At 40.3% G+C, this 25,779-nt stretch carries 22 protein-coding genes; 6 read left to right on the top strand and 16 right to left on the bottom strand.

Translation table 11 applies throughout. From position 1 onward, the window contains the following. Window positions 1-5: 5 nt before the first annotated feature. The 3 genes from AC1MCB_RS20690 to AC1MCB_RS20680 form a co-directional block, all read right to left on the bottom strand. Window positions 6-1,388, bottom strand: a complete 1,383-nt coding sequence (locus AC1MCB_RS20690) for a RagB/SusD family nutrient uptake outer membrane protein (protein WP_479966630.1) — start codon at window positions 1,386-1,388, stop codon at window positions 6-8. A gap of 69 nt (window positions 1,389-1,457) precedes the next feature. After that, a complete protein-coding gene (locus tag AC1MCB_RS20685; protein ID WP_479966629.1) occupies window positions 1,458-4,637 on the bottom strand; it encodes a SusC/RagA family TonB-linked outer membrane protein in 3,180 nt (1,059 codons plus the stop codon). Between the two features lie 69 nt (window positions 4,638-4,706). After that, window positions 4,707-6,542 (bottom strand): TlpA family protein disulfide reductase, encoded by a 1,836-nt coding sequence (locus AC1MCB_RS20680; protein ID WP_479966628.1) that lies wholly within the window; start codon window positions 6,540-6,542, stop codon window positions 4,707-4,709. A gap of 716 nt (window positions 6,543-7,258) precedes the next feature. Here AC1MCB_RS20680 and AC1MCB_RS20675 point away from each other — a divergent pair. Together AC1MCB_RS20675 and AC1MCB_RS20670 are read left to right on the top strand one after the other, a co-directional pair. Next, the gene (locus AC1MCB_RS20675) at window positions 7,259-7,498 is read left to right on the top strand and encodes a helix-turn-helix domain-containing protein (protein ID WP_479966627.1); all 240 of its coding nucleotides are present in this window, start codon (window positions 7,259-7,261) and stop codon (window positions 7,496-7,498) included. Window positions 7,499-7,588: 90 nt separating this feature from the next. After that, the gene (locus AC1MCB_RS20670; RefSeq protein ID WP_479966626.1) at window positions 7,589-8,107 is read left to right on the top strand and encodes a hypothetical protein; all 519 of its coding nucleotides are present in this window, start codon (window positions 7,589-7,591) and stop codon (window positions 8,105-8,107) included. Between the two features lie 66 nt (window positions 8,108-8,173). Here the strand turns inward: AC1MCB_RS20670 and AC1MCB_RS20665 are convergent, their stop codons facing one another. Then, window positions 8,174-8,308, bottom strand: coding sequence for a hypothetical protein (locus AC1MCB_RS20665; RefSeq protein ID WP_479966625.1), 135 nt, complete (start codon window positions 8,306-8,308; stop codon window positions 8,174-8,176). 193 nt (window positions 8,309-8,501) lie between these two features. On the opposite strand from AC1MCB_RS20665, the gene AC1MCB_RS20660 reads away from it, so the two are divergent. From AC1MCB_RS20660 to AC1MCB_RS20650, 3 genes are read left to right on the top strand one after another with little or no spacing between them, the layout of a single operon-like run. Then, the gene (locus AC1MCB_RS20660) at window positions 8,502-9,449 is read left to right on the top strand and encodes an ABC-three component system protein (RefSeq protein ID WP_479966624.1); all 948 of its coding nucleotides are present in this window, start codon (window positions 8,502-8,504) and stop codon (window positions 9,447-9,449) included. Continuing rightward, window positions 9,446-9,685: an ABC-three component system middle component 8 gene (locus tag AC1MCB_RS20655; protein ID WP_479966623.1), complete on the top strand. Its 240-nt coding sequence runs from the start codon at window positions 9,446-9,448 to the stop codon at window positions 9,683-9,685. The genes AC1MCB_RS20660 and AC1MCB_RS20655 overlap by 4 nt, the downstream gene beginning before the upstream one ends. Next, window positions 9,675-11,495, top strand: a complete 1,821-nt coding sequence (locus AC1MCB_RS20650; protein WP_479966622.1) for a DUF2326 domain-containing protein — start codon at window positions 9,675-9,677, stop codon at window positions 11,493-11,495. The genes AC1MCB_RS20655 and AC1MCB_RS20650 overlap by 11 nt, the downstream gene beginning before the upstream one ends. Window positions 11,496-11,602: 107 nt before the next feature. On the opposite strand, the gene AC1MCB_RS20645 is transcribed toward AC1MCB_RS20650, so the two are convergent. The 12 genes from AC1MCB_RS20645 to AC1MCB_RS20590 all read right to left on the bottom strand — a co-directional run bounded on the left by AC1MCB_RS20645 (window position 11,603) and on the right by AC1MCB_RS20590 (window position 24,360). After that, a complete protein-coding gene (locus AC1MCB_RS20645) occupies window positions 11,603-11,788 on the bottom strand; it encodes a hypothetical protein (RefSeq protein ID WP_479966621.1) in 186 nt (61 codons plus the stop codon). Window positions 11,789-12,151: 363 nt separating this feature from the next. Then, window positions 12,152-13,489: a putative phage abortive infection protein gene (locus AC1MCB_RS20640; protein WP_479966620.1), complete on the bottom strand. Its 1,338-nt coding sequence runs from the start codon at window positions 13,487-13,489 to the stop codon at window positions 12,152-12,154. Between the two features lie 484 nt (window positions 13,490-13,973). Beyond that, complete coding sequence (locus tag AC1MCB_RS20635) at window positions 13,974-14,564, bottom strand: hypothetical protein (protein ID WP_479966619.1); 591 nt, start codon at window positions 14,562-14,564, stop codon at window positions 13,974-13,976. A gap of 552 nt (window positions 14,565-15,116) precedes the next feature. Beyond that, complete coding sequence (locus tag AC1MCB_RS20630) at window positions 15,117-15,641, bottom strand: hypothetical protein (protein WP_479966618.1); 525 nt, start codon at window positions 15,639-15,641, stop codon at window positions 15,117-15,119. Between the two features lie 63 nt (window positions 15,642-15,704). Next, window positions 15,705-16,760: a hypothetical protein gene (locus AC1MCB_RS20625; protein ID WP_479966617.1), complete on the bottom strand. Its 1,056-nt coding sequence runs from the start codon at window positions 16,758-16,760 to the stop codon at window positions 15,705-15,707. Window positions 16,761-17,248: 488 nt separating this feature from the next. After that, window positions 17,249-18,055 carry a hypothetical protein gene (locus AC1MCB_RS20620; RefSeq protein ID WP_479966616.1) on the bottom strand — a complete coding sequence of 269 codons (807 nt, stop codon included), beginning with the start codon at window positions 18,053-18,055 and terminating at the stop codon, window positions 17,249-17,251. Between the two features lie 157 nt (window positions 18,056-18,212). Continuing rightward, window positions 18,213-20,210, bottom strand: coding sequence for a phospholipase D-like domain-containing protein (locus AC1MCB_RS20615; RefSeq protein WP_479966615.1), 1,998 nt, complete (start codon window positions 20,208-20,210; stop codon window positions 18,213-18,215). Between the two features lie 214 nt (window positions 20,211-20,424). Beyond that, window positions 20,425-20,565 (bottom strand): hypothetical protein, encoded by a 141-nt coding sequence (locus AC1MCB_RS20610; protein ID WP_479966614.1) that lies wholly within the window; start codon window positions 20,563-20,565, stop codon window positions 20,425-20,427. 461 nt (window positions 20,566-21,026) lie between these two features. Then, the gene (locus tag AC1MCB_RS20605; RefSeq protein WP_479966613.1) at window positions 21,027-21,548 is read right to left on the bottom strand and encodes a hypothetical protein; all 522 of its coding nucleotides are present in this window, start codon (window positions 21,546-21,548) and stop codon (window positions 21,027-21,029) included. 199 nt (window positions 21,549-21,747) lie between these two features. Continuing rightward, window positions 21,748-22,410: a response regulator gene (locus tag AC1MCB_RS20600; RefSeq protein ID WP_479966612.1), complete on the bottom strand. Its 663-nt coding sequence runs from the start codon at window positions 22,408-22,410 to the stop codon at window positions 21,748-21,750. Next, window positions 22,392-24,068, bottom strand: coding sequence for a tetratricopeptide repeat-containing sensor histidine kinase (locus tag AC1MCB_RS20595; RefSeq protein WP_479966611.1), 1,677 nt, complete (start codon window positions 24,066-24,068; stop codon window positions 22,392-22,394). Before AC1MCB_RS20595 ends, AC1MCB_RS20600 begins: the two co-directional genes overlap by 19 nt. Before the next feature lie 127 nt (window positions 24,069-24,195). Next, on the bottom strand, window positions 24,196-24,360 hold the full coding sequence (locus AC1MCB_RS20590; protein WP_479966610.1) for a hypothetical protein: 165 nt from the start codon (window positions 24,358-24,360) through the stop codon (window positions 24,196-24,198). Window positions 24,361-24,723: 363 nt separating this feature from the next. Here AC1MCB_RS20590 and AC1MCB_RS20585 point away from each other — a divergent pair, with 363 nt between their 5' ends. Continuing rightward, window positions 24,724-25,629, top strand: coding sequence for a hypothetical protein (locus AC1MCB_RS20585; RefSeq protein ID WP_479966609.1), 906 nt, complete (start codon window positions 24,724-24,726; stop codon window positions 25,627-25,629). Window positions 25,630-25,779 lie beyond the last annotated feature (150 nt).

Here is a 25,779-nt window from a genome sequence, read left to right as displayed (position 1 = left end):
ATTTTCTACCGGGGGTTTTGTGCTATTCCGGTAGCAGCAATTTCTTCCTGGGGTATCAGAAGAACGTACCTCTTATCTCCGGGAGGCAGAGTAAACGTCTTTGAATTAATATTTCTAGTTAACTGTTTTGCAAACTGTGGTTCATTATTCAATCTTCGCAAATCACCCCACCTGAGGCCCCTGATTAACAATTCTTTCCTTCTTTCAGTAATAACTGTTGCCAGTGCTTCGTCTGCTGTCGATGCTGTTACCGGAAAAAAAGTCCCTGTTTTCCATCTTTTTATCAAAAGTGAATTCAAGTCTGCCAAAGCTCCTGAGATATCGCCCTGCCGTGCAAGGCATTCAGCCCTGATCAGTAATATTTCATCAGTGGCCAGGCCTGAAAAAAGCTCGGGCCTTCCTGAATAACTGCCTCTGAATCCAACGTTACCTCCGGCCCTGTTCAGGAAAAACAAGCTTCTTCGCAAATCATCCGGTGAATAGCTTTTATAAAGTTCCGGATCAATATAAGTAAGTGCGGAGGAGAAGAACGACAATGCCGGCATCCTTGAATAATATATTACCTCATCGTTTCCATTTGGAAGAATAAGCGGAAAAGGCCTTGCCACGACCGGGTTAAGTGTATTATAATCTATCAAGGTATTATGGGTCTGAAGGCATTTAGTTGAATAACTGAGGGCTTCGGTATAATTTTCCATGTTCAGATTTATCCTTGCCAGCAAGGCCAAAGCAGCTGCCTGCGACGGCCTGCTCTTAAAGCTGACTGATTCAGGCAAGAGCCCGGATGCTTCCTTAACATCAGAAAGTATCCGTTCATATGTCTCTGCTACGGTACCGCGTCCCGGCCGGAGGTTAATATCCGCAGTCAGCCGAATGGGAATTCCGGGACTTATTCCGGCCGTTGCCGGATCGTAAGGTGCAGCAAATATCTGGACCAGGTTATATAAAGCATAGGCACGGTAAAATAGTGCACTCCCTCTTAAATTCTTAATCTCGATTTCGGTGGCTGGTCCCTTGACATTCTCTAGTCCATCTAATACGATGTTCGAATAAAATATCTGCCGGTAGGCGTTATCCCAGTCGGTAACAAATCCGGTTGCATTCGGCACCGTTGACCAGGTAAAAGCGTCCCGTTCCTGATTAGTTCTCCAGGCAAGGTAGCCGGCGTCTGTAGTGAAGTAATTATCCGAGCTGATCTCTCCCATAAAGGGGCTTAGGTTCATCACATTATTATTATCGTCCAGTAACGCCTGAAAATCCGCAATAGTGGAGGGTACCAGCAAGGATTTATCCGGTATCTTATCCAGATACCCCTTTTCACAGGAAAGTAACATGCAGCAAAACAGGACAATTAATGTCCCGGTGAAACTATTGAGTTTTATCTTCATAATGAATGGCTTTTAACTCATCTCTACCCTTTACTCAGAGGCAGAATCGAGGTGTAATTTAAATTTGTCTTAAAAATCAACTTTCAAACCGGCCGCTATAGTCCTTGGAAGCGGGCCGTTAATAAAATCCGGATCAACCCCTGATTTATTTGCCTGCCACAGCATACCAAGGTTATTGGCATACAAATACAATCTGGCGTTAGAAAAAGGTAGTTTAGGTATGCGGGCTTTATTGAAATCGTAACTGATATTGATATCCTGAAGCCGTATATGGTCACCTTTTTCAACCAGGGCCTCTGATAACAGGTATAGTTGGTCCCGGTAGCTGTTAGGAGCTGCAGGAACAGATGGTACCGATGAATGCAATTCATCCCCGGCTTGCTGCCACCTGGCGGCATAATCTCCATGCGTGAAATTCCCACTTAGCAAAGTAGTATAGTTTACAGAAGGCCTCCTGAAATAGTATCCCAGGCGGTAGCTGATGTTCGCGGATAAACCAAAACCTTTCCACTCCAGCGTGTTCCTTAAGGCACCGGAAACCTGAGGTCTGGAGGCACCATGTAAAACCAGATCAGCAGGAGCCGTCGTTGAAATGATACTTGAATAGTCTGTACTTATCCCCCCTTCAAGATAGCTCTGAGGATCGCCCGAAGCAGAAAGGCCCGCCCAGGGATAACTATAAATACTATAGATCGGGTTGCCGCTCAATGGAAGTCCACCGGTACTCTGCGCATAATTAACCGAAGATGAAGTATACTTATAATCCGTTACCTTATCAGTAGCATAGCTGAGAACCAGATTGCTTAACCATTTAAAATCTTTGTCCAGATTCCTGCTGTTTAAAGCCAGGTCTATTCCCTGCCCGGAAATACTGGCCGTATTACCTCTGAAAATGGAAATCCCCGAGGATGATGGAAAAGGCGTTTCACCGATCAGGTCTTCGCCTTTTTTATTAAAGAAATCGATACTGCCGCTAATCGTATTCCCGCTGGAAGAAAAATCAATACCTGCGTTGGCAATGCTGATCCGTTCCCAGCGCAGCTCAGGATTAGGAGGGTTTGCAACCGAAGCATAGGGAATGTTGGTGAGGAAAGCTACCGGAGAGTACCAGGCAGTAGTATAAGCAGAAAGAGATTTATTAACATTTCCGCTATGTCCATAACTTAGACGGGCCTTTAGGAAAGGTAAAAAAGAGAGTTTGTAAAATGGCTCATCACTGATTGTATAACCGATTCCGGCTGACCAAAGAGGAACTCCTTTCTGGTTTGTTTCTACTCCAAATAGATTAGACCGGTCAAGGCGGCCACTTACTGTAATGATATAGCGGCTCCTGAATGTGTAGGCTCCGTTTAAAAACATGGAAATATACCGGTCATTAAGTTCCCCCATTGCCTCTCCGGTTAGTATGGTTGCCGTGCTGAACGGATTGTGAAAGGTGCTAAAAGACGTAATTTGGTCTACCGGCAGAGACGTTGCATGGAGATCATCATAGCCATAACGCCTTGTGGTGTTAGAAAATGTACTTCTTTCCTGGAATTCAGCTCCGGCTAGGGCTGTTATACGATGCTGATCCTCCCAGCTTCGGTCGTAATTGAGCTGCCCGCGGAGATTATGACTCACCGCATTCATGGAGCTCAGATCCAAAATTCCTCCCAACGGTACGGGCCGAACCAGGTTGCCGCCGGGATCTGCGGCTGTTAAAGAGTTAATCTGGTTACGGGTATAGTAAGTATCTAAACTCTGCAGTTTCCTGATGCTATTGACTGTGCGCCCGTACTGGTAAAGCACATTGGCATAGAATCCCGCCGGAAGCTTGTAAGCTACGCTTCCATTTAGACGGTAGTCGGTGCTGTTGGTATGATGATCCGCTAAACTGATCTCATCCAGGGGACGGTAAGTCCAATCCAGAAGCGCGGGAAACTGCGAGCCCGCAGTCTCGAGGTAGGTACTACGATAATCTTTCGTTACCGACAGATTATTGCCCAGTTCGTCTTTAAGTCTTGCATAAGGGTAAAGAGGACTGGTTAAAGCCATCTTTATGTCGTTCACACCTCCGTTATTCAGGCTCTGTTTGCCTTGTATGTAATTGAAAGCAGTAGTAACCTGTAACTTTTGGTCTAGAAAACGATAGGTATTTGATGCATTCAATGAAACCCTGCTATAGCTGTTTTCTACCAGTTCCTGGAGATTATCATCAAAACCGCCAGAAAGAAAATAGGATTGATTTTCAGATCCTCCACTAACATTCAAGAAATGCTGCTGATTAACAGGGTTGCGGTATAGGTATTGGCTAAAGTCGTTGCGAACATCCACGTTCTTTAGCGCTTCAAGCCGGGAATCTGCTTCGGCAGCAGAGATAAGGCCGTCCCTTCTGGAAATTAACAGTTCGACTACCGGTGTCAGAGGCAGCTTTTCCTGAGAGGTTTCTGCAGCGCCATAATATCCTTTATTGAATAGCATCTGCTCAACCTCTATAAAATCAGCTGAGCTCATCCTTGGTTTATAAAAGAGATTTGGTTTATCGCCCGTTGTTAAACTGGAATTCCAGGAAATATGAGCGCCCTGACCGTACCTTCCTTTTTTTGTTGTGATTACAATAACTCCATTACCAGCCCTGGCACCCCAAATGGAAGCGGCAGCAGCATCTTTCAATACGGTAATGCTTTCTACATCATTCGGATTAATATTGCTGAGTTCGCCTTCATAAGGGAAATTATCGATCACTATGAGAGGTTCCGCATTTGAATATAATGTGCTTTGACCCCGGATACTGATCCTGCTGGCCCCTGTTCTGTTCATTGTTAAGCCGGGAACAATATCCTCCAGCCGGCTTAGTATATCGGTGCTTACCCTGCGGTTAAGCAATTCATTATCTACCTGCACAAATGATCCGGATGCACGCTCACGGGCAATAGTCTGGAATCCGGTCGACACAACTACTTCCTGCAGCAGGCCGTTTTCTTCAATCAAGCTAACAAGCAGCTCATCAAAATATGGGAGCTTCAATATAATCTGGCTGGACTTATAACCGACAGAAGATATAGTTAAGCTTACCTCCCGGCCCGTTACGGGTAAGAAGAACCGGCCGTTTGAATCGGCAGAAACACCGGATTGCTGGCCTGTAATTTTAATGGTAGCACCAGGCAGCGGGTTCCCGTCTTGCGAGACAACCCTGCCGCTCAGGCGGGTTTGAGCCATGGCCGCCATACTGCCGCATAGCATAAATAGGATGATTAAATTGATTTTCATTACAATGAATTAAATGGTCATTCAAAATTTCATGGGTTTGCTGAAGTAAAGCCAGCTATATTTTTTCTCTTACTTTTGGATTTGGGTGACTTTAGCAGGCAGCTGATCCCGGATTACCAGTTTATCCACCGGCAGTATTTTCTCAACAAGCTGCAGATCATATTTTTGGAGCTCTCTGTTAAGATCGGTGACCGAGCCGAGACGTGCCTCAATAACCAGGTCAACCCAGTTCTTGTACCCGGTTTGATCGACCACAGGCATCGGCGACCCCTGCATATAATTAATATTCAGCTGATCGATCAGACGCTGAATAGGAAAATTCTGAAGTGTACAGCCAAATGGGCTGAATTCAGTCCGGGATTCGGCGCCCTTGCTTTTTAGCTTATCTATTGCCGAGGTTCTGACAAGGACCAGGCAGCGGGTATTCCGCGTTTCCATTCCGGCTGAATATTGCGGAAAAATCCTTTTCAGATCCTGTTGCATGATCTCATAAGCCTGATCCTGCAACTTGACAGGAATGGTTAGTTCATAGCAGTATCCCCTATCTTTTAACCAGTCAAGGTATTCCGGTCCTGATTTCCTGGAATTGACTAAGGTTGAATCTGCAACATCAACCAGGATGCGGTTAAATGGAATTAGTCCTTTATCGCTATAGGCTAACTTAAAGAGATTGATAACCGGTTGGTTGCGCGCAGTAAACCGGAAGGTGTCTCCGGTCTTATTTACGTTGGAATTGGTGCCCGAGCCCAGTCCTTCAACATATGAACTCATTAATGAACGGTACAAAACCCCACTCCCATCACCGCCATTTTTATTGGAGAACAAAGGTTCTGTCTCGTCGTATGGAATAACTAGATCCTTCTTCTCCCTTAAGTAAAGACTTTCCGTACCAAGTGCTGTTAAAATGTTTGAAGCATTTAGGGCTTCAGAGCCTGTAATCGCTTTTATAATACCATCCCAGCCGATCCACACGTAATGGGGAAAAGTATGATGAGGGAAGAACTTTCTAAGGTGTTTATTGCCAACTGAAGTGAAGAACTTTATCCCTCTGTTCTGCTCCATTTTTTGCATAAATGGCCGTATCTCCTGTTCGGTTTGGTAGGTGACAGGAAAGAACTGAACTTTACCTGTAAACTGTTTTTGCAAACTATCCGTCAAAGGAAAGGTGTTCAAACATGCCCCGCACCAGCTTGCCCAAAAATCCAGGATCAGCAGCTTCCCCTTAAAATCAGAGATCTTCGCTGACGTAGACGTATAATTAATGATGTTCTCAATGCTAATATCCGGCACCTTATCCCCTATCTTAAGTGCCTTAATCTCCGTCTGCGCTTTCACGCTGCTTGATTGTCCGCCCATAATGAGGATCAGCACCAGCCCAGCTCTTAAACCGCGGTAAAGAGCCTGTTTTAAGGTCATCCCTGGTTTCTGAATAGCAAGTTGCTGCACTCTCCCATTCTCCAGCTCATATTGCTCCAACTGTGCGGCATCATGATCGGCCAGGAAGAGGGCTTTCATAATTGCCTTCATCACTTCCGGATGCTGATCACAGTAGGGATTCTGCCGGTACGAGGTAAATACATAGTCGCCTACAGCAAAGCGATCATCCTCATCTTCCCGCCAGCCACCGAGCACCCGGCCGTTTTCCGGATCATTATTGTTTTGCACTCCGTGAGCACTGTCTGATGGTGATTTATTTTGAAGCTTACTTTCCTCTGCCAGCAGTTGCGTGGCCTGCATCTTTTCGGCGATGCGTTTACTATCGGCGGCTACTTTTTGGAAATCCATATTGAAAGGATTCCTGTTAATCTTTTGTGGCTTCCTGCTACTAAAAAGCCGGTATTTGAGTTTGAATATTGCGCTTATCAAAGGCCATAACATGCCCCTTAAGCTATTTTTTGCTTTCATTTTTTGGTTGGTTTGGTTAGAAATTGGTTAGTAAGATCTTTTAGGCAAGCACCTAAGAGTTAAGAAAGGCCGAAGGCAGGCAGGGAAATAATCAATCAACTAAACCGGAACCCTGCCACCAACGGCCAAAGGGTCATATTGGGGGCCACTTAATTAAAGAAAACTGTATTTTATAAAGGTTAAATCTCCAATTGTATTTATACGAAGCTGTTGACGTAAATGAAAAGTCAGGTTGACTAGAAAGGAGAATTGATCCATCCCAGCTTTGCAGATTGATCTTTCCATTTGGAGAAAGGAAAGCAGGTTTAAAAACAACTGAGTTTTGCTTATTCATTGCTCGTATGGTTATACGAGTCTTGGCAGAAAACAATAACGGGGCGAGCCCCTATCTTCAACTGACAACGAGGTACTAGCACTAGAACCGAGACGCAGTATTCAATAGGAACCCGTCCCCGAAATCGCGTAAATATACACAATTACGGAACTGGGTTCTTCTCCTATTGCCTTGCGTCGTTAAAAGTGCTAGTTTTCGTTGACAAGACTCTTTGAAAAATCCAATTACACCATTAGGCGCTTATATTTTTATATGTCTGTTTTATTATATTTTTGTATTTTGTAGTGTATTTATCAACAAATATAGAGAAATAACATTCATATGCAAGCCAATTCTCAATCTTTTTTCTACCGGAGTACTTTTAAGTATAACTACTACTTGTTTGAAAGAGACCTTAACAAATCTTGGACTGTATTTATCAAGAAAACCTTTAAGCCAAGCAAAACTAGCAAGGCGAACAGGTATAGCTAAAGACAGGATGAGTAAACTACACATAGACCTTAAAGCTAGGCCCACCGTTGAGGAAGTTTATCTGATAGCCTTGGCCCTGGACGTTAATTATTCTGAAATTATTGACTTTGTGTGTAAAGATTTAAAGTTAAGGCCGGAAGAGGAATGGTAATGACTAGTAGAAGTAAATGAGGATGAAAAGAGTTTATTGTCGTCACGGAAAGTAAACCTCAAAGAACCGGGGAAACATCTAATTTCGGATATGCATGCACTAATACTTTCTTTCCTAACTCCAACAACATTTGAAGCCTTAATTTCACTCCTTCAATTACTGCTTTCAATTGCAACTGTTATATTAGTAGTTCGAACTTTTACTCTACAAAACCGGACTTTCAAGGAACAGCAGGAAATTACCAAAATCGAGCAACGGAGATTTATACGCGAGATAAAGCCTAACATAGATTTTCGAATTGAAGAAAACTGTTTAAGAATTGAAACCTTTAATAATAATGCCAGAAACTTTCAATTCAAGCTTGATTTTGTTTCTGAAAATCTTGTTTTCCAGTCTGCTTTGTTTGATCCAAATCATGAGAAATTTGATCTTATTAAAAACTGGCCAATCGGTGGCTATTTTGATGCTAGCAAAGTCAATGAACACGCAATTCTGTTTACGTTCAAAGCTTTTTACGAAGATGACATAGGTACCCAATATTGGACAGATGTCATTTGTTCTAAAGGCAATCCTGTTTCGAAACGAGGCCCTTTCGAAATAACTAAATAAAAAAAGCCCCACTTTTTCAAATGGGGCAGTCAAAAATTTTTCATAAAACCTCAAAGTTTAGATAACCTACTTCTTTTTGTTTGGTGCCTGAGTTAACAATGCACCTGCTAAAGATTTTGAAACTTTGGAAGAATTAGGATTCGCTAAAACCTTAGACGCTACTTTCGCCATCTTAGGCGACGTTTGTTCATTTTTTGCCATGATATAATATATTTAATCAAATCTAAGAATATTAGTATTTCATTGCTAATATTCTTATCAACACTCTTTTTAGATTGTTGATAATTAATGATTTGTGCGCGCAATCGCTTGGACTCATTAAAGGTGAATGAAGAAGGCACAGTTTCGATGATAACTATTAACTTTCTTGATATATTTGGCGAAAATCAAGTACATGGATTATAGACTAGAGCTTCTTGATGAAGCCAGTTTTGAAGAACTTGCCATCGCGATCTGTGTACGTCAGCTCGGGGTTGGCACAGTTTCTTTTGCACCGGGCAAAGATGGCGGACGCGATGGGAAGTTTACCGGAACTGCCTCCAGTTATCCTTCTGCAGCAGCACCCTGGAATGGCAAGTTTATTATCCAGGCGAAACATGCGCTCAGTCCCATTGCTTCCTGTGCAGATAGCGATTTTGAAAGGCTGATAGAAAAAACTGAAGTCCCGAAAATCAAGAAACTGAAGGCGCAAGGTGATGTGGACAATTACATCCTTTTTACCAACCGCAAATATTCGGGTGTTTCTGGGGAAGCGTTATTAAAATATATACAAAAAGAAACTGGTTTAAAGAATGTAGCCATTATTGGCAAAGAGGTCTTGAACAATATTTATATCAATAACAACCGGGAGCTCATCAAGCAGTTTGGGCTTGACAAACATCATATCCCCTTTGATTTTTCTGATGAAGAAATAAAAGAAATCATTTTGTCCTTTAAATCACAACTGAGTAAGATCGAGGACGACCTTTCAAAAAAGGTTGAGCAGGTTCGTTACGATTTCGAACATTTGGAGAAGGACGAGAAAAACAAGAAGAATAAGTTAGGACAGGATTATTATGAAAATGTCATATTAGCGGGTTCACTCATGGAGTTTGATAAAATCCAGCATTTTCTGGACTCCGACCAGAACAATGAACTTAAGGACTATTATTTTGACATCGCTGCCGAATTGAATCAGATTATCACGCTGCAACGGGATAATTTCGCAAATTTTGAGGAAATTTTTGTCTTTATCTACCAGCGTGTTTGCGACGGGAGTGTAGATTTGAAAGGTGGAAAAAGGCACGTATTGACATTTTTGCATTACATTTACATGGAGTGTTTAATTGGAATCAAAGCATGATCAAGCCCGATCGTCATACTAATCCAGATTTTTCGGTGATTAATATTAGCGCGTTCTTACTGCGACAGTTTAAGGCGCAATATAGCGTGAGCTATGATCAACTTTTAGAAAAAGTAGTAAAGGGAATGGGTGAAAGGGCCCGTGAAAATTATCCCTATGCACTCAATTTTTTATACCTCCTAGGAAAAATAAACTACAAGGAAGCTACAGACACATTTACATATAATGAAGCTTAGTAAATTATATAGTAATCATGAATCCTTTAAAAATATCACATTCAACCTGAGCGGATTGAGTGTCATCTATGCTGACGTCCGGACCGAACTAGATGATCATAAAAATTCCCATGATCTGGGCAAGACTAAACTAGCCGAGCTTATCGATTTTTTGTTGTTGAAAACAGTTGACCAGAAAAGAAATTTCTTATTTAAAATTAAGGATGAGCAAGGGAACTCGATCTTTCAATCCTTTATATTTTACCTAGAGATCCAATTAAACGACGGCCGTTTTTTAACCATCAGGCGGCCAGTCAATAACAATTCAAAGATCAGCCTGGCGGTCAATCTACAGCGATCAGTAGCTTTTCTAGAACTGGATGAATGGGACTATGAAGAAGTGCCGTTCGAAAAGGCAAAAAACATTGTTGCTGACCTCCTAAACTTCGAGTTCTTTTATAAAAAAGAATATGATTACCGGAAAGCGCTCAATTATAGCCTGCGAACACCTCCAGATGATTATAAAGATGTTTATCAGCTAAATAAATTTTCTAATGGCAAACATGCCTACTGGAAGCCGTTTATTTTTGACCTGTTGGGTTTCGAGGGTCATTTACTGGCCAAAAAATATGGGAATGATGAACAGCGTGAAGAAATTGCCAAATTCATAGAAACTCTGAAAGCCGAATACGCTATTAAGGTGGAAGACCGTGACGACCTGGTCGCTCAGATGCAATTGATCGAGACGAACGCTGCCGATATTGAAGGAAGGATTGACAAATTTAACTTTTATCTCCAGGATAAAGAGCTGATGGAAAAGGGTATCGAAGAAATTGAAACTGCGATCAGTGAATTCAACACCATTTCTTACACGCTCAATTACGAGATCAGCCGCCTGGAGCTATCCATCTCCAATAAATTTGCATTTAATCTCGGAAAAGTTGAAAAAGTATTTAAGGAGGCAGTAATCTATTTTCCGGATCAACTCAAAAATGATTATGATTCATTAATGGATTTCAACCAAAAATTGACCATAGAAAGAAACAAATTAATTAGCGACACTATCAAGAAAAAGAAAGCAGAACTCGACTCGGTTAACGTCAGGTTGCAAGAAGAAAATTCGAGGAAAGAGTCGTTGCTCAGCTTTATTCAGGATACTGATACTTTCCGGCGTTTCAAGCAATACCAAAAAGATTTGGTCAAAATTGAGACAAGGCTCTTTACCCTTAAGGAAAAAATTAAACATATTGACACAATCATTGCAAAAGAAAAAGAAAGTCAGGATTTGTTGGAAGAAATACAGGAAACAGTCGATCAGTTGAAGGTATTGTACCAAAATACGCAAAATAACAAGCGATACTCCGACATTCGGGCAAAATTCGCCAATTATTATAAGCGGATTATGGATGAGGATGCGCGCATCTCGTGGAATATCAACACTAATGACAACGTTGATTTTCCAACGCCAAAAGTTCACGAAAAGGCGGGTGACCAACGGGCAACCGCAAAAGATGAAGGTAACACTTATAAAAAGCTCTTGTGCGTTGCCTTCGACCTTGCCGTACTAACTAGCTATAGCGATCAGTCTTACTATCGGTTTGTTTACCATGATGATGTTCTTTCACAGCAAGATCCCGGTGTCAAACACCGTTTGCTCTCGCTTGTTAGGGACCTTACTGCGAAATTTGACCTACAATATATTTTATCTGTTATCAAATCAGATCTACCAATTGATGGACATGATCAGCTCATTTTCTTTCCTGAAAATGAGATTGTCTTGAAGTTAGACGACCAAGGGCCAAAAGGAACTTTATTCGGATTTGAGTTTTAAGCACTTTATCTTTGTAATTCTTCAAACAAGCCGCGGTTTCTGCTTTAGGAACGGAATTGTTTCTCTTATACAAAATTATGCATCGTTGTCATTGTTCACTGCGACAGCTAGTTCCGACTCTTGGTCAGCGTTACGATAGCCTTTTCGTTTTTAGGTAACAGCTCTTTGCGAATTAGATGAAGTGAAAGCGGCTCATCGAGGTCGTTCATTTCAGATACCTCATTATGTAACTGTTTGAGAAAGGGTAATTCACTGCACAGACGGTCAACGAACGAACCTGCTTTATAACTCATTTCTATAAATGAAGCAAGATCCAAGCAGCAAGTTCCCGGATCTTAAGTCCCTGGGTGATTGAGTCATTGCTAAAGAAGTTAATTGGTAAACTTTACCCCGGAAAACCTGGTAAGGTTTGAAGCGGAATACCTGGTAAGGTTTCCCCCGGAACAATGGTAAACTTTGTAGCGGAATGGGTGGTAAACTATGCAGCGGAACAGTGGTAAACTATAGAGCGGAATATGCAGGTGGAAGTAATCTGATAGCCAAAAATTAACACTTGTGTTCATTTACCATTATTATTGACAATCTGCCGGCTAAGCCGCAAAGGAGAGTATAAGTTCGTAGCTCGGAAATATTGGAAGTGTGGCTATTGTTATAGCTTAATAATATTGTTCTTTAAGTTTCTCTCTTCCCGTTGGTTCGTTTTCAAATTCAAAATATACGTTTGGATAGTATCTGGTGATATTAAAAGAGTCAAACAAGAAAATATCGTCGATATTTTTAATCAAATTATATTTGGTAATTAAATGCTTATTAACATCATTATTTCCTTTTTGGTAATTATATTCCCACACTCTACCCATAAAAGATAAGCTGTTATAAAAAAATATATATTGCTCATACGTTGAAAATTGAGCTCTTAGAGTTTTTATGTATTGGTATTTATCATCGTATGATAATACCTGCTTATCTATATAAGTTACAGTTTGATAATAGTGGCGAAAGTAGTGACCTAATTTAGACTGATGCCCTCCAAAATATTTAGTAAAGTCGCCTAAATTTTCTATTATCTTATCCAAATGTTTATAATTTGCACATTGTGGAAATGCAGTTTCCATTCTTTTACAAATTGTGCTTAACTCATGGTTTTTTGTCAATTCGGTTATTAGAGGTAATAAGAGTTTTTCGCTTTTTAATATATCATTAAAGCCATCAAAGAAATTAGAACCTACAGCAGGCAATATTTTATAAAATGATATAATTGAATTTATAAGCCCATCGTTATAAAATTTTGATAGCTGCCGCCTAAGCGCCGTTTCACTTTCACTCGAAACACCAATAAACACCAATACATAAGCGATATCAATTTTTGCGAGTTCTATAATATCTACACCTCGTTCGGTTATATTTTTATTAAGATATATATCCGACAATGTTGATTCATCATAAACCATTGTTTCCTTTCGGCCAACTGCTCTAATAAAAAAATCTACTAACGTGATAGACAATTGTATTTGATAATAGATTGTCTTGAAAACACGCCTACCCTTCTCCTCATCTTCATTCAAGTAAGGTGCTTTATATGAAATTTCAGAAACATTATCACGATGTAGTTTTATAAGCTCAAAAAATCTGTTTTCTATTTGTTGTCTTTCGAATGAATGTTTTTGGCTGGTAAAAGTGAGATATAATAAAAAGAAACCTGCTAGAGAAAAAAATGTCCCTACAACTCCTCCAACATAATCACCAAAGGTTCCTTTGACCGAATAATAGTCCTTTATTGGATTATTATATTCGTTAGCGACTTGATTAGTGCTATCTGATGTGAAGTTGATTATTTTATCTGTGGTGTAATCATCAATCGGAGGAGAATCAACTATAAAGTAGTAGGTTATAATCACACCTATCACTATAGATAATGTGGCTAAGACTTTTAAAAAACCTTGAATGAAATCTTTAGTTTCGAGCTTTTCCTTCAATGTATAAAGTTCATTCATAGTCATTATATAATATAGGTTTAATTTCCTTTTTCAGCTAAACGGCGTAATTTATCACAAACAATTAAATTTTTGACGATAACAACACAATATCAAACCAACACACACAAAATATGGGAACCGGAAAATAATCCAGAGTAATTGCCCAAGATAGAACTATCGGTATTATCAAAGTTATAAAAAGGGTGAACGGTAGGAATTATTAAGGGAACGGTAAAATTGTCTGAACTTTGATTGAAATGATTGGATGATTGGCTATGATTTATAGTAGGCAGTTATAGCTTTATCTAATCTCTCATTCTGTTTAATAATCAGGAGTATATAGCATGAAGGAATTGCAGGTAACGGTTAGGGCTTTGCGAAGATCGCGGATAGAGAGCGCTATCCTGTCGCTCTACGCAAAACTTAGTTAAATGTAAAAAAAAGTTCGAGAATCGCGTCACCCGCCATTTTTGCAAAGGTGGTGTTGCACGCAGGTTTTCTTCTATTTCCATTCGAGAGGATATTGCATGTAATCTAAATATCCGTTTGTCTCAAACAAGATGTCATAACCTTGGCTCGTCAAATAGTAATGACAAACTTTGATTTCCTTATTCCGTTTCGGGAATGTCAACACCGCTGGACAAAATTTAGCTTTATCTACAGCTTTTACAATGAGGTCGTATTCCCCTTCAATCTTCTTTTTTTGGAATAACCCTAACGAACGGTCATTTATGAAACGAGCGATTTTGATTGCGTTAATAGGGTATGTTATTAGCTCAAATTTTCGTCCTTCATATTCTGCACACCTTTCGTTGAAGGTCGAGGTAATAGTGATACTGTCATTAGTTATCGATTTGATAATCCCTGATTTATAACGCTTATTGTCGGCAAACTCAAGGTCGTAGATAGCCTCCATTCTGATTACGAAGCCAGCATTCGTTGGTTTACCTGGCAAATAATTAGTTATAGCCTTGCCTCTCTTCTGAACAATCAAAATGTTGCCAGGTCGGTATTGACAGTCGTAGTGTTTAAGATATTCTTTCTCTCCAGGAATAGTGTCGCTTTGAGCATATGAAGTATAGGTCAAAGTCATTAAAAAAGGAATATTAATTTTTGATATGTCATTCTCGGTAAGTTGTTTTATGAGATAAGTAGTTTGTTAAACTTGCTCACAACGCATTTCCTTTTAGATAGCCGGTAAGTATTCCCACCGGAAAAACAGATAAAGCAGGATCAACACTACGTAAAAAAGCATAGGTAAAAAGCCAGCTATATTTCCAGTTGTAAACATGAGTTTAACCAGGCTACACATCAACAAGTAACCGCAAATGGCAGTAATAACTTTGATAACGTAATAAATCTTTTCTTTAGGGGTATCTCGTAGTATAATTCTGATCTCATAAAAGTTTTAGCATTAAAGCTTAATTTAATGGTATCACCAATTTTTAGCCTCTGTCTCCTTCCAAAGATTAAAACGCGGGAAAAGTTATATAGCCTTTGAAACTAATCAATTAAACCTATAATTAAAATCTATTAGTTTAAAACGAGTGAACGGTAGCAATTATTTAGGGAACGGGAAATTGTCTGAACTGTGATTGGCATGATTTTATGATGGCTATGATTTGGGCAGAGAAAGCTGTTTTCATTAGCCTTTAGGGAATTTCACCGTGTCAAGATTGGTTATATCAGCACCCAGTTTTAAAGCTTGTCTAATACCCTCTTCTGTAAACTGCAGGAATTGGTCATAACTCAGGTCAAATAAGCCTTGAAGATTCGCTTTATTAAGCGCTTCCGCCGGATCTACAATTCCATCAGCATACATACTTTCCAGTTGCTGCATGATGATCTCTTTTATCTCTTTTCTCCGGTACTGAATGAAGTCTCCTTCTTTGATCTTGAAAAATCTCTTAAGCAAAGCCATATTCTTTTGTTCCGCATCGGAAATATTGAAGTCCTTCAAAACCAGGGAAACATACAATAGGAGGAGGTCCAAGATCTCCAGCTTGATTGATCCCACTCCGTTTATCTTAAATTCTCGGAGTATGCGTTCCAGTCCTGTTGTATCCATTTCATCGGTATGGATCAAGTCTGCAATTGCGCAGATGTGTGCACTGAACTTTCCCTGGGATAAAATGGAGCCGAATGCTTCTTTAAGTTCTAATTCTTTCATATGGGTGTGCAACCATCAAGGATTCCCGCTATTTGCGTTGCGTCAAGCATTAGAGCATAGCAGTCAATATGAATTGTTTATAGAATTGGTAAGCATTTTAAAGGCAATCTCGGATGTTCTGTTATTGGCGAGGCTAAGCAAATAGGAACTATTCCCTTTTTGCAAACCTAAGCCGTCTGAATAAGGTTCAAAAGAAATTAGCTGGGTAAAAGGTATTGAAAAAGATTTAGTTCGGGAACTAAATACAACTCTCTTGCTAGTAATAACTAAGACACCTGGATGCTTAATGGACACTTGTTCTTTGATAGGGGTACTTCTGCTTGATCCTACTCTATATGACATACCCTTCATCACCCTAATACTAACCCCTCGACTTCCACCTGTATAGCCGGTAGTCACAACTTTCGAAGTTAGTAGACTAGCAGGCACCTCCCAATGGGTGACTTCATTTTTTTGAAGAACAATTGCAGAAGTTGAGCTAGTTGGCAGATATCCGTTATCTAAGGCATTTAAAAGAACAAGGTAATTATATGTTTCTTCCGTAGTTCTATCTAATCCTAACTCATCAATATTTAATTTAAGTTTATCTGCAAGTTGCTCTAGTGTACTTTGTTCATCTAAGGTGACTGCATTATCAGATATTGCTTTTTGGACAGCCTCTTTATAGATATTCTTTGCTACTAAATTATTTATCTTCTCAACCTCCGCCTGTGTTATATTTAATTCACTGGCGAATAATTCAATCTCAATCCTCTCGTCATCACTCAAGTCGCTGTCGATATATTTTTCTAAGGAGAGCTTTTTGACCGCATCTTTTGAATAATTACTCTTGATTGCATTAACGTCATTGCTTGAAAGTCCAAAATAATCGACTATTTCATTCAACGATCGTTTTTCTGCACTCGTAATTTTCAGATCAGAAATTACCTTAGTAAAAATTGCATCGTAGATGTAAAGACCCATCTTAGAAAGTTTCTTATCTGAAATGGGTTTGGGGTTAGCCTCAATAAAATTGTCGAATTTTCCCTTCCAGTTTTCACAGTTACTCTCTTTTATATCAGCAACAAGCTTATCGTAATTTGAACTGATACCTAAGATGCTTTTCAGTTTAGTGATCATATTTAAAGTAATGATGATTCATATATATTAAGTAGCACTTATAGTAGATCGGAAGGTAATCACAAATCAGTTTTGCTTTCTTCCGTCCCTACGACCTAACAATTACAGGCCGACCGCTCAACATATGTTTTATTGCCGTTTGAATTGAGATAGTAGCAGCCACCCTCGGGCCCGGTATACAATTGTTGACCAGACTTGTATTTACCACAAGTTCGAGTAGTACCACCATCAACTTCCGCCGTATCACTTTTTGAACAGCTTGAGCTGAGGAAGGCGAAGAAAATAATTAATGTAAATAGCTTTTTCATATGATTGTTGTTTATTGGTTTTGCTTACTATCTATTCGTTGTTACCGAAAAAATGGCATTTCTATAGCTAGCAGACAACTAAAACTCCTTCTGATGGCCGTAGATAAAGCTTCAAGAAATTCTCAGTTCCCTGTAAGAGATTTTACCATCACATCAACCAATTGAAAATACAATTAGCGATTAAATTCCTAGAAAGCTATTAAAGCCTTTCAAAGCTTCATCCTTAGAATTGAAATAAGGATTGATTTGAAATCTCTTCACCTTGGATGTTCGAAGCCACTCGGTCCAATATAATCTCAATATCTCCATATCTGTAGGATGGACAGTTGCCTCACCACCCTTCCCCTTTGATCGATCAAACATTTCCAACACAAGAACCTCCAAATTAGCCAGTCTTGGGTTGTCAACCGGCTTTATCCTGAACCCTTTGTGCTTATCAAAAAACTTTTTTAAATCGCTCTCTCCAGATTTAAGGAACGCAGCCCGAAACCGATCAACAGTATTCTTGCTCAAGTCATACCCTTTGTTATAAATACCAGCCTCTATATAACCATCAGTCAGGAGGACAAGCACGTTACGGTATTTATTAGTGTATGAAATATTATTAAATTTCTTCGCTGGTTGCGGAGGCAGGACGACAGTATTATTAATTCCCTCGTTGAAATAGGTCCAAATATCTGCACCGAAATTTGCTCGGGAGGCGACATCATTAATTTTTATTAGTTCACCGTTGAGTCGGGCCAGGTCTGTTTTCAAAGTGGTTTTATGACCAGGTCTCGCAAGAATATAACCTATCCGGTCCTTCTGAAATTTAAAACGTTCAAAATCAATTTTCAGGTAGTCCGTTCGCACTTTGTACTCGCTGATCAAACCTTTATTTATAAAATCGACTCCGAATTTATCCTTTTGATTTTCAGACCGCCGGTATCGTAGAATGTTTGGATATAATTCACCTCCTATTATTGAGACGATATCAAAATCATTCAACGGTCTTTTATAAAGTTTAGAATTGATCCTATTAGAAAGATCTGGTGCAATTGTTATGTTGAAATGTACAATATCACGTTTGCTTTGGGCTTGTAGGTCAACTGAGTAAAGGAGAAATACTAGTTGTAATAAGAGGTATGGTCGAATCATCAGAAAATTATAGCTTAACACGTTTATCAACTCGGTCTAGTTTGAGTTTCTCCTCTTGCCACAATGTTGAAATCTCGTTTGCTAACCGTGTCATTTCAATTGCAATTGGGCGAGAGTAATGGTCGTGCAGGTAGTCCATCCAACCTTCCAGGAAAATATTGATCCTGTCTTTTAGCGAATCAATTGAGATTGGGAGATTGTCATTTTCAACGTGGCTAATATAAATTTCACTAATGCGCTCCAAAGTTTGAACCTTTAGTATTAACTCTGTTTTTTTCTTCTCTAGATCGTTTTGTAGCTTGATAGGTATTAAAGCAATTTCAGATTCAAGAAGCAAGATATCCGCCTTAGTCTGAATTATTTCACTTTCAATATTAGAGATCTCCAGCTTTAGATCAGCAATGCGAGTCCTATTCAGAGCTATTTCGTCTACTTTGTGCTTAATAATTAGCTTATTCTTGATCGCCGCGATATCCGGATTGCGTTCCTCGAAAATTGAAATCAGTTTATCGAAAACAAACTTAAATAGTAGTAACCCGAATGCGCCCATGATGAAGACCAGGTAAAAGTTGCTTTCCTCGAAGACCATAGTCCACTCCCATGGTTTTGTCTGATCCCCGATTGCGTATTTTGCGTCATATATTGAACTGGTTACCTTGTAAGCTATAAATCCATCGACCAGGATGATCCCGAACCCAAAACTCATCAAATTTGCAAGCCACTTCCTGTCTATAAACTTTCCTAATATTGCGAAAATTATAGGCACTGAGACAAATAAGAGGATGAAAAAAATCGCAACACCGCCTTTGTCAATGGCATTCTCAATAGCCTTTGGATCGAAGACTTCAGGGGTAATGTGATCTTCAGCACCATTCTTCTGAGCAGTAGTAGCATCCAAGACACTATAAAGGGAAATATAAATTGCGGAGGAATAAAAAAGTATTAAGTAAGAGAGCAAAGTGATTGAGCCGATTAATGCTGGAATAAATTCAAACCACTTGAATGCCGGTTTTACAAATTGAACTTGTGCATCCTTTATCTCCCGATCAAGAATTTCGTTCTGCTCGATTATGAATGGAACGGAGTTTACTTCAATTGACTTGATATCATTTTCCAATATTTGAACCTTCGCTTTTGAATTAGTATGCTTTGTTTCTAAGTTTTTTTGATTAGTTGCGGAATCAATTTCTATTCGAGTAACCTGAAGCTCACTAGTATTCTTAAGCGAATCGATACTCTTCACTTTTTCTTCGCCAATTTTAGAAATTAAGCGCTTCTTTTTGTCTTCTACGACATTTATATCATTTATAAAAACGGAATAGACAGTATCAAGTCCTTTATATAGAATCTGATGATCGCCATTGTTTGACTTCGACCGGTCGAATCCCTGCTTCCTCAAAAATGGGCGGTCAAAGTTGCTGACTTCAGCCGCAATCATCGAATCTAAAAGTTTGGTGAATTCTGACTTATAATCTGACTCCGGAACTTTTTCTAACTCTGAATCAGTCAGTGCTGGTGCGGAAACATTGGTTGTATCACCAACCGGTGCACCATTCAACGCTCGATCTTTAATATCGAAGAAGTTCTTTAGTAATGAATCAACGGTTGGTTTATGGTTGGTAACGATTATACTCTCATGATTATTTTTACGGGCATTCAACGACCAGTTATATGAACCATGGAGGGCAATTCGTTTATCGATAACGCAAAATTTCTGATGCATCATCCCGTAGCCAACGTTTTTGACTTTAATAACCGTTGCCCCGGATTCTTCTAATAGTTTGAAATCAAGTCTTTCGTTCTCCTGGTTATCAGCTATAATTAGTTGAACATTTACATTTTGCTGAGCTCGCCTTAAAATCAAGTCAAACAGCTGATCATCCGTAAACCAAGCGCTTGCGATTACAATCTCAAAGTCCGCCCCTTCTAGTTCCTTAATTATTCTTGCAAAGATATCCTTGTTGTTATGAAGAACTTCTTGTTCCAGTTCATTGAATTGTTCCATTTGAAAATTTTTAAGGATAGAGATTTATATAAACGGGGTGGATAAATTTCGAATTAAGATATATAATCAAATTTTAGTTTCGGAAAAAAAAGGGTGAACGGTAGGTTTTAATGTGTGAACGGTAAATTATTTGTTAAAAAAGCGAATGAGAAATTAAACGATTTTTCTACTGAAGTCAATAATGGCAATAAATGAGATTTTTCCATTGACAATTTTAGTCTTTCGGCTTATGCTTGTGAGGTTTTAGAGAAGGATGTTTAGGCTTGGTTTCAGGCGTAACTCTTCTCCTTTTATCATCTTCTCCGTTGTCTTTTTTCGGCTTTGGCCCAGGTTTAATAGCTTGAATTTTTTCCATGATTTATATCTTAGTTCTACTCCTTATATTAGCTTTTCTAACAATTTTTCATTTGCTCGTTAACTTGTATGACAGGCTGGCGAACAGAATTTACATCCGTTAACCTGATCAAAGTGATTTTTCGCCCTTAGAACTGCCCCGGCACAGGAGGGAAATTCGCCCATGTAAAATCGATTCTGAACGGTTGGTAAATAGTGACATGATTCATCGTGAACTTCATGATCCCCATTAGGTTGCGCTTGATGGTTTACGTAATACTTCTTCATTTGTCTGGAATTGATAATCAAAGCTAAGAAGGTACAACCAGCCCATTTTACGGGAAACCGTAACGGGCAATTTTTTTCCGAAAACCTTTAATGAAAACCCTGTGTAACCCTGGTTACTTTTTTGGATAAAAAAGCCCCGGTTTTTCACCGGGGCTTTTGATTTATACGCTTAAAAAAGGTTTCTAGATAGGGAGGCTATAATGATGCTGCTAAAACTGCCAGTACAACCCAGGAACCCCAGCCGAGGGCGGCATTACCAATATTCTTACCTTTAGCTTTTCTCTTATATCCTTCGCGGTAATCTTCGTTTTTCATAAGAGCATCGTCTTTCACATTCATTATGTCCGGAGCTTTAGCACCACCAACGGCAACACCGAGGAATCCGAATGGACCAAAGAGGAAACCTAGCGCGGCATTACCAAATGCTCTTTGATGATATTTAGAGGCATCGAGTCTGCCTTGCTCATATTTCGCCGGATCTGAAGCTCTCAAAGCGTTTATAAGAATTTCGTTTTCAGCATCTGGCTTTATCCAGGCTACCTGGTTGCCAGTAAGTACAATGCTAGTACGTTTCATAGCCAGGGTTAATTGGCCATCTGTTATTTGAGTGATGTTACCTTTAATTTTACTACCACCTTTCAAGTAAACAACATCCTTTGCGAATGTTGTGCTTGCGGTCATAAATATCGCAGCAGCGATTAGTAATGTTTTTTTCATGTCAATAAAATTTGATTGGTTTAGGTAATTAATGAATAAACCCGCCTGCACATTCAGCTGTCAGGGGGCAATCCAAATGTATTCTATGAAAAAATGCTTTCTTTACGGGAAACCGTAGATGATCAATTTGAGGAAGGAATTTATCGGATTGCCTAATGGCTGTGTTGTAATGCCATTTCTACTTTAGCAGTCAGCCGAACTAAATTATACCCATGTCCTTACAATAGGCAACGAGCTGCTCATTCTTTGAAAAGCCGAGTGCTTCTTTCATCAGGCTAAGACGTTTTTCGATGCTGCTCAGGCCAGATGGACGGATCTGGTTTTGTTGGAGATAATTCGGAATATCTTTCTGAAGCTTCCCTTGGGATAGGAGGCTAATGATTGTGACATCGAAGTCGGTGAACTCATGGGTATTCTTAAGCTTGATCGCTTTGCGAAAATTTCCGGGCAAGTGGCGGTTGCCCATGAACAAGGTTTCTACAGCCTCTTTAAGTTCCAGGGCGTCGCGTCGTGCTTTACGAACATAGCCATTAATGTTATGGTCGCGGAATAATGCTTCAATAACGGCCGGTCGGTGTTCAGCAGAAAACACCAGGATCTTCAGATCGGCCTGAACCTGGCGGACTGCGGCCACGAGCGCCTCACCGCCGTCAAGTTTCTGTGCGCGATCATCCTCCTCGAAAGAAAGATCAGTGATCAATAGGTCATAGGGATCTCCATCTCGCAATGCTTTCTTTACCCGGCTCAACGCATCATCGCAGTAATAGACATAGGTATGTTTAATGCCCAGGTCATCGAGAGTTTTCCGCAGGGAGATGCTGGTGCTTTCGTGGTCTTCTGCTATCAGTACGCTTTTGAACATGATTGATCCTTTAAGGACACCGGAAAGGAAATGGTGATTGTGATTCCACGGCCGGTGTGCCTGTCAAAAGTAATTGTACCTCCAATACCTTGAATACGGTTTCCCGTATTTGTAAGCCCGTTGCCATACTTAATATCTTCGGGGAAGCCAATGCCATCGTCTGAGTAGTTAATGTTAATGCGACTGTCAGTTTGACCAAATTTGACCAGCACGTTGCTTGCCTGGCTATGCTTTTTCATGTTGACCATCAGCTCCTGAAGGATGTGGCCAACTTCCTGCCGGGTGTTTTCACCGATGTTCTGCCACAAATCTTTGCTGTTTCCCTGCAGCAGTACTTTGGTGGTTTCATTAGCAAACGTTTTTACCAGCCGGGCAATGGTCTCCTGGAAGTCGTCGGTTGCAAACTCCGCTTTTTCATAAGAAAGATCACGCGACCGCTCATACATATCCTCAATTTTATCCAACAGATGATCTTTGTTGACCTCGCCGCCGTTCTCAATTTCGGACATCATTCTATACAGGCCATTGGCAACCACATCGTGCACTTTTTTGGATATTCTGAGTTGATTTTCCTTGATTGCATTTTGAGCCTCGAGATGCAGGCGCTGCTTTCTTTTCCGGTACCAGAAGATAAAGCTTAGACATACTGCCACCAGCAAAGCAATGGCAATTATCACTTGGTATTCTTTCTCAGCGTTGGCTTTTTGGAGTTTGAGGTTATTCGCTTCAAGCTTTTCGGCTTCGTAGCGGATCAGGGCGAACTGATTTGTGGCGGCATTACGGGAATTAAGGACACTATCGCTCAAGTGGTGGTACACAGTAAAGTAACGCTTTACAGACTGGGGCGGACTCAGGCTGATCAGTTTCTGCAGGGCTTCAAGTTGATCTCCAGGGCTTTTGAGTTCTTTGGCAACCTCATACATGCTTTTGGCATAGAGCAGCGCTGAATCGGTGCGTGATTGGGTATAATAATCAGAGAGATGGAAGTAGCTTGAATTTTGTCCCCAGAGATCGTTTTCTTTTTTCCGGATCTGCAGGGCTTTCAAGAGCTCGGGTGCGGCGTTGTAATACGGATTCTGAAGCCACCTTGTTTTTGCCGTATTGGTCAATACCCTTGCGTACGATAATGGCTCCTTCCCTACCTCTGCAAGAATTTCCTGGTACAGTTTCAATGCTTCCGGGTAGTTCTTTTTCTTCTGGTAAACGAGTGCTTTGTTGTTGAGTATAGTAAGCTGAAATCCCTTATCGTCAGAAAATTTGATGGCCTGATTGAAATAAGTAATTGCCTTATCATAGTTCAACAGGTTTAAACTGGTAATTCCCAATACATTATAGTTGGAGGCAAGACACCACCTGTGGTCTTCCTTAGTTTCATTTAAGAAATCCAGAGATGTGAGCAAGCTTTCCTGGCTGCCGAAATAGTCACCGGCATCCGACTGGATAACGGCCATATTGTTGTAGGCCATCGCCACTTCCAGACTGTCTTTCGAATTGGCAACAACCTTATTGAAATAGTAAAAGGCGGAATCATTTAGGCTGTGTAGAAAAGATTCACCTTTTTGATAATCCTTCCCTTCAACGACAATTGGAGAATCGTTCTTTTGACAGGAGCAAAAGATGAAAATCAAACCTGAGAAGAGAAATAGTAGCCTTTGCAAATCCTGTTTTTTTCTAAAAATAGAAAAAAGAGATTATCTGACACTATACAGCGGAGTGTTAATCACGCGATACGAGATATAGCAGAAAAAAGTAAGGCAAGTTGTTCTTGCCTTACTGGGGAGCTCCCTAAGGTTTAGGTGGCTTTGGTGGAATGTGTCCGGTGTCACCACCGGTGTCATCTACAGGGTCTGTTTCAGTCGAGCTGGTTACGACTGTACCGTCGCTACTTGTTGTATTTGTATAGGCAGGGTTTGCAAGGCCCAATAGAATGGCAATCAATAGTTCTAACATTTCCAAAAAATTTAAAAGGTGAGTATTGAGCAGGTGCCCGGGGAAATTTCCCCCGGGGCATACTGCAATGCGTGTAAGAAGCGCTTCTTACCTTTTTTTGGGATTGTGAGCATTGATTGCGGAAGCCTTTTATCTGCTTCCCAAACCTGATATGAGCCGCCGCTTTCTTTACTCTTTTGTAATTAGTTCGTACGTCAACCCTGCTTGCAAACAAGGCCGTAACTGATTACGAAGACAAATGTATAAGCGCATAAAGTCCTTTACAGCAATTGATTCCGGCATTTCCGATGATTCCGGTCGAATTCCGGAAAGGGGTATGTGATTCCGGAAATTCCTTTAGATTTACCTTAATATATTTGAAAAATGTTTGCTGATTATAGAGCTCAGGTTTTAGAAGATTACCGGAAAAAGAAGGAACGCAACGAACTTTCTCTGAACCTTACCCTGCCTACCCCAGCGAAACTTCGGAATGAATGCCTGGCGGTACTAAGTGCTCGCTACCTGGCAAAAGATGAAAAGACCCTCCGATTATTTTTTGGCGCCAGGGAAAGTGCAGCAGAATATGAGCAGGCTATACGAAAGATTGATATAGACAAGTTCAGGCCCCTGAACAAATTGCTGTCAAATAATGAGATTCGCACCGACGAGAAAAACATTGAATTACTGGCCTGGCTGATTGATTTTCAACCGAGGCCGTACCATTTAATATTTAAAAAACCGGAGGAAGAGGTGATATCTGCCGGGGCAGCGACTGGTAAAGAAAAGTTATTTGAGGAAACGGAAAAGAAACCTTCGGCGGAAGAAACAGTCACTTTAATCTCTCCAGGAAAAGGAGGCACCACCGGAGTATCCTCGCAAGGGAGAAAACTATTGATATCGAAGAAGAAAGGGTCGCTTATTTTATTGATTATTCTGGCCCTCACAGGAGCCCGGACCTACCCGGTGCTAACCAGCTTTTTAGCCCCTCAGGAATGCATGTACTGGACGGGTGAAGAATATAAACCCATTTCTTGTAATGAACAGATTGAGGCCACTCCTATTCTTGCCTTGGACGCTATAAAAGTGAAGAGTTTCAAAAAGATTGCTCGCACTGACACCATTACCCCCAACTCTTTGGGACATGTCTGGTACTCGAAAATAGATAACAGGTTAGAATTTTTTACCTCAGACGGATTTCATCCGGTAAATGAAGATCGGCAATTGAAACCACTGACTAAGTATATTATTGATAAGTATCTTCTGGAAAATCGCAAGACTTCGGAACGTTAGAAGCTTGATATTTTCTTGATTTTTGAATCCCTTCAAGAAGCTTCTGCAGCTAATTACTTGGCATGCTGCCAGCAAAAGCTTCCATTACTCGCATTCCTGGAGCATCGTGGCCCCTTTTTAGTTTTAGCGGCACATTGACCTGATTTAGCG

Source organism: Daejeonella sp. AP26, assembly GCF_056680515.1.
This window is presented reverse-complemented; position numbering and strand designations above follow the sequence as displayed.

Coding starts and splice junctions, on each gene's coding strand:
- AC1MCB_RS20690 (WP_479966630.1), bottom strand. CDS start 1,388: ATGAAGATAAAACTCAATAGTTTCACCGGGACATTAATTGTCCTGTTT.
- AC1MCB_RS20685 (WP_479966629.1), bottom strand. CDS start 4,637: ATGAAAATCAATTTAATCATCCTATTTATGCTATGCGGCAGTATGGCG.
- AC1MCB_RS20680 (WP_479966628.1), bottom strand. CDS start 6,542: ATGAAAGCAAAAAATAGCTTAAGGGGCATGTTATGGCCTTTGATAAGC.
- AC1MCB_RS20670 (WP_479966626.1), top strand. CDS start 7,589: ATGCATGCACTAATACTTTCTTTCCTAACTCCAACAACATTTGAAGCC.
- AC1MCB_RS20665 (WP_479966625.1), bottom strand. CDS start 8,308: ATGGCAAAAAATGAACAAACGTCGCCTAAGATGGCGAAAGTAGCGTCT.
- AC1MCB_RS20660 (WP_479966624.1), top strand. CDS start 8,502: ATGGATTATAGACTAGAGCTTCTTGATGAAGCCAGTTTTGAAGAACTT.
- AC1MCB_RS20655 (WP_479966623.1), top strand. CDS start 9,446: ATGATCAAGCCCGATCGTCATACTAATCCAGATTTTTCGGTGATTAAT.
- AC1MCB_RS20650 (WP_479966622.1), top strand. CDS start 9,675: ATGAAGCTTAGTAAATTATATAGTAATCATGAATCCTTTAAAAATATC.
- AC1MCB_RS20645 (WP_479966621.1), bottom strand. CDS start 11,788: ATGAGTTATAAAGCAGGTTCGTTCGTTGACCGTCTGTGCAGTGAATTA.
- AC1MCB_RS20640 (WP_479966620.1), bottom strand. CDS start 13,489: ATGAATGAACTTTATACATTGAAGGAAAAGCTCGAAACTAAAGATTTC.
- AC1MCB_RS20635 (WP_479966619.1), bottom strand. CDS start 14,564: ATGACTTTGACCTATACTTCATATGCTCAAAGCGACACTATTCCTGGA.
- AC1MCB_RS20630 (WP_479966618.1), bottom strand. CDS start 15,641: ATGAAAGAATTAGAACTTAAAGAAGCATTCGGCTCCATTTTATCCCAG.
- AC1MCB_RS20625 (WP_479966617.1), bottom strand. CDS start 16,760: ATGATCACTAAACTGAAAAGCATCTTAGGTATCAGTTCAAATTACGAT.
- AC1MCB_RS20615 (WP_479966615.1), bottom strand. CDS start 20,210: ATGGAACAATTCAATGAACTGGAACAAGAAGTTCTTCATAACAACAAG.
- AC1MCB_RS20610 (WP_479966614.1), bottom strand. CDS start 20,565: ATGGAAAAAATTCAAGCTATTAAACCTGGGCCAAAGCCGAAAAAAGAC.
- AC1MCB_RS20605 (WP_479966613.1), bottom strand. CDS start 21,548: ATGAAAAAAACATTACTAATCGCTGCTGCGATATTTATGACCGCAAGC.
- AC1MCB_RS20600 (WP_479966612.1), bottom strand. CDS start 22,410: ATGTTCAAAAGCGTACTGATAGCAGAAGACCACGAAAGCACCAGCATC.
- AC1MCB_RS20590 (WP_479966610.1), bottom strand. CDS start 24,360: ATGTTAGAACTATTGATTGCCATTCTATTGGGCCTTGCAAACCCTGCC.
- AC1MCB_RS20585 (WP_479966609.1), top strand. CDS start 24,724: ATGTTTGCTGATTATAGAGCTCAGGTTTTAGAAGATTACCGGAAAAAG.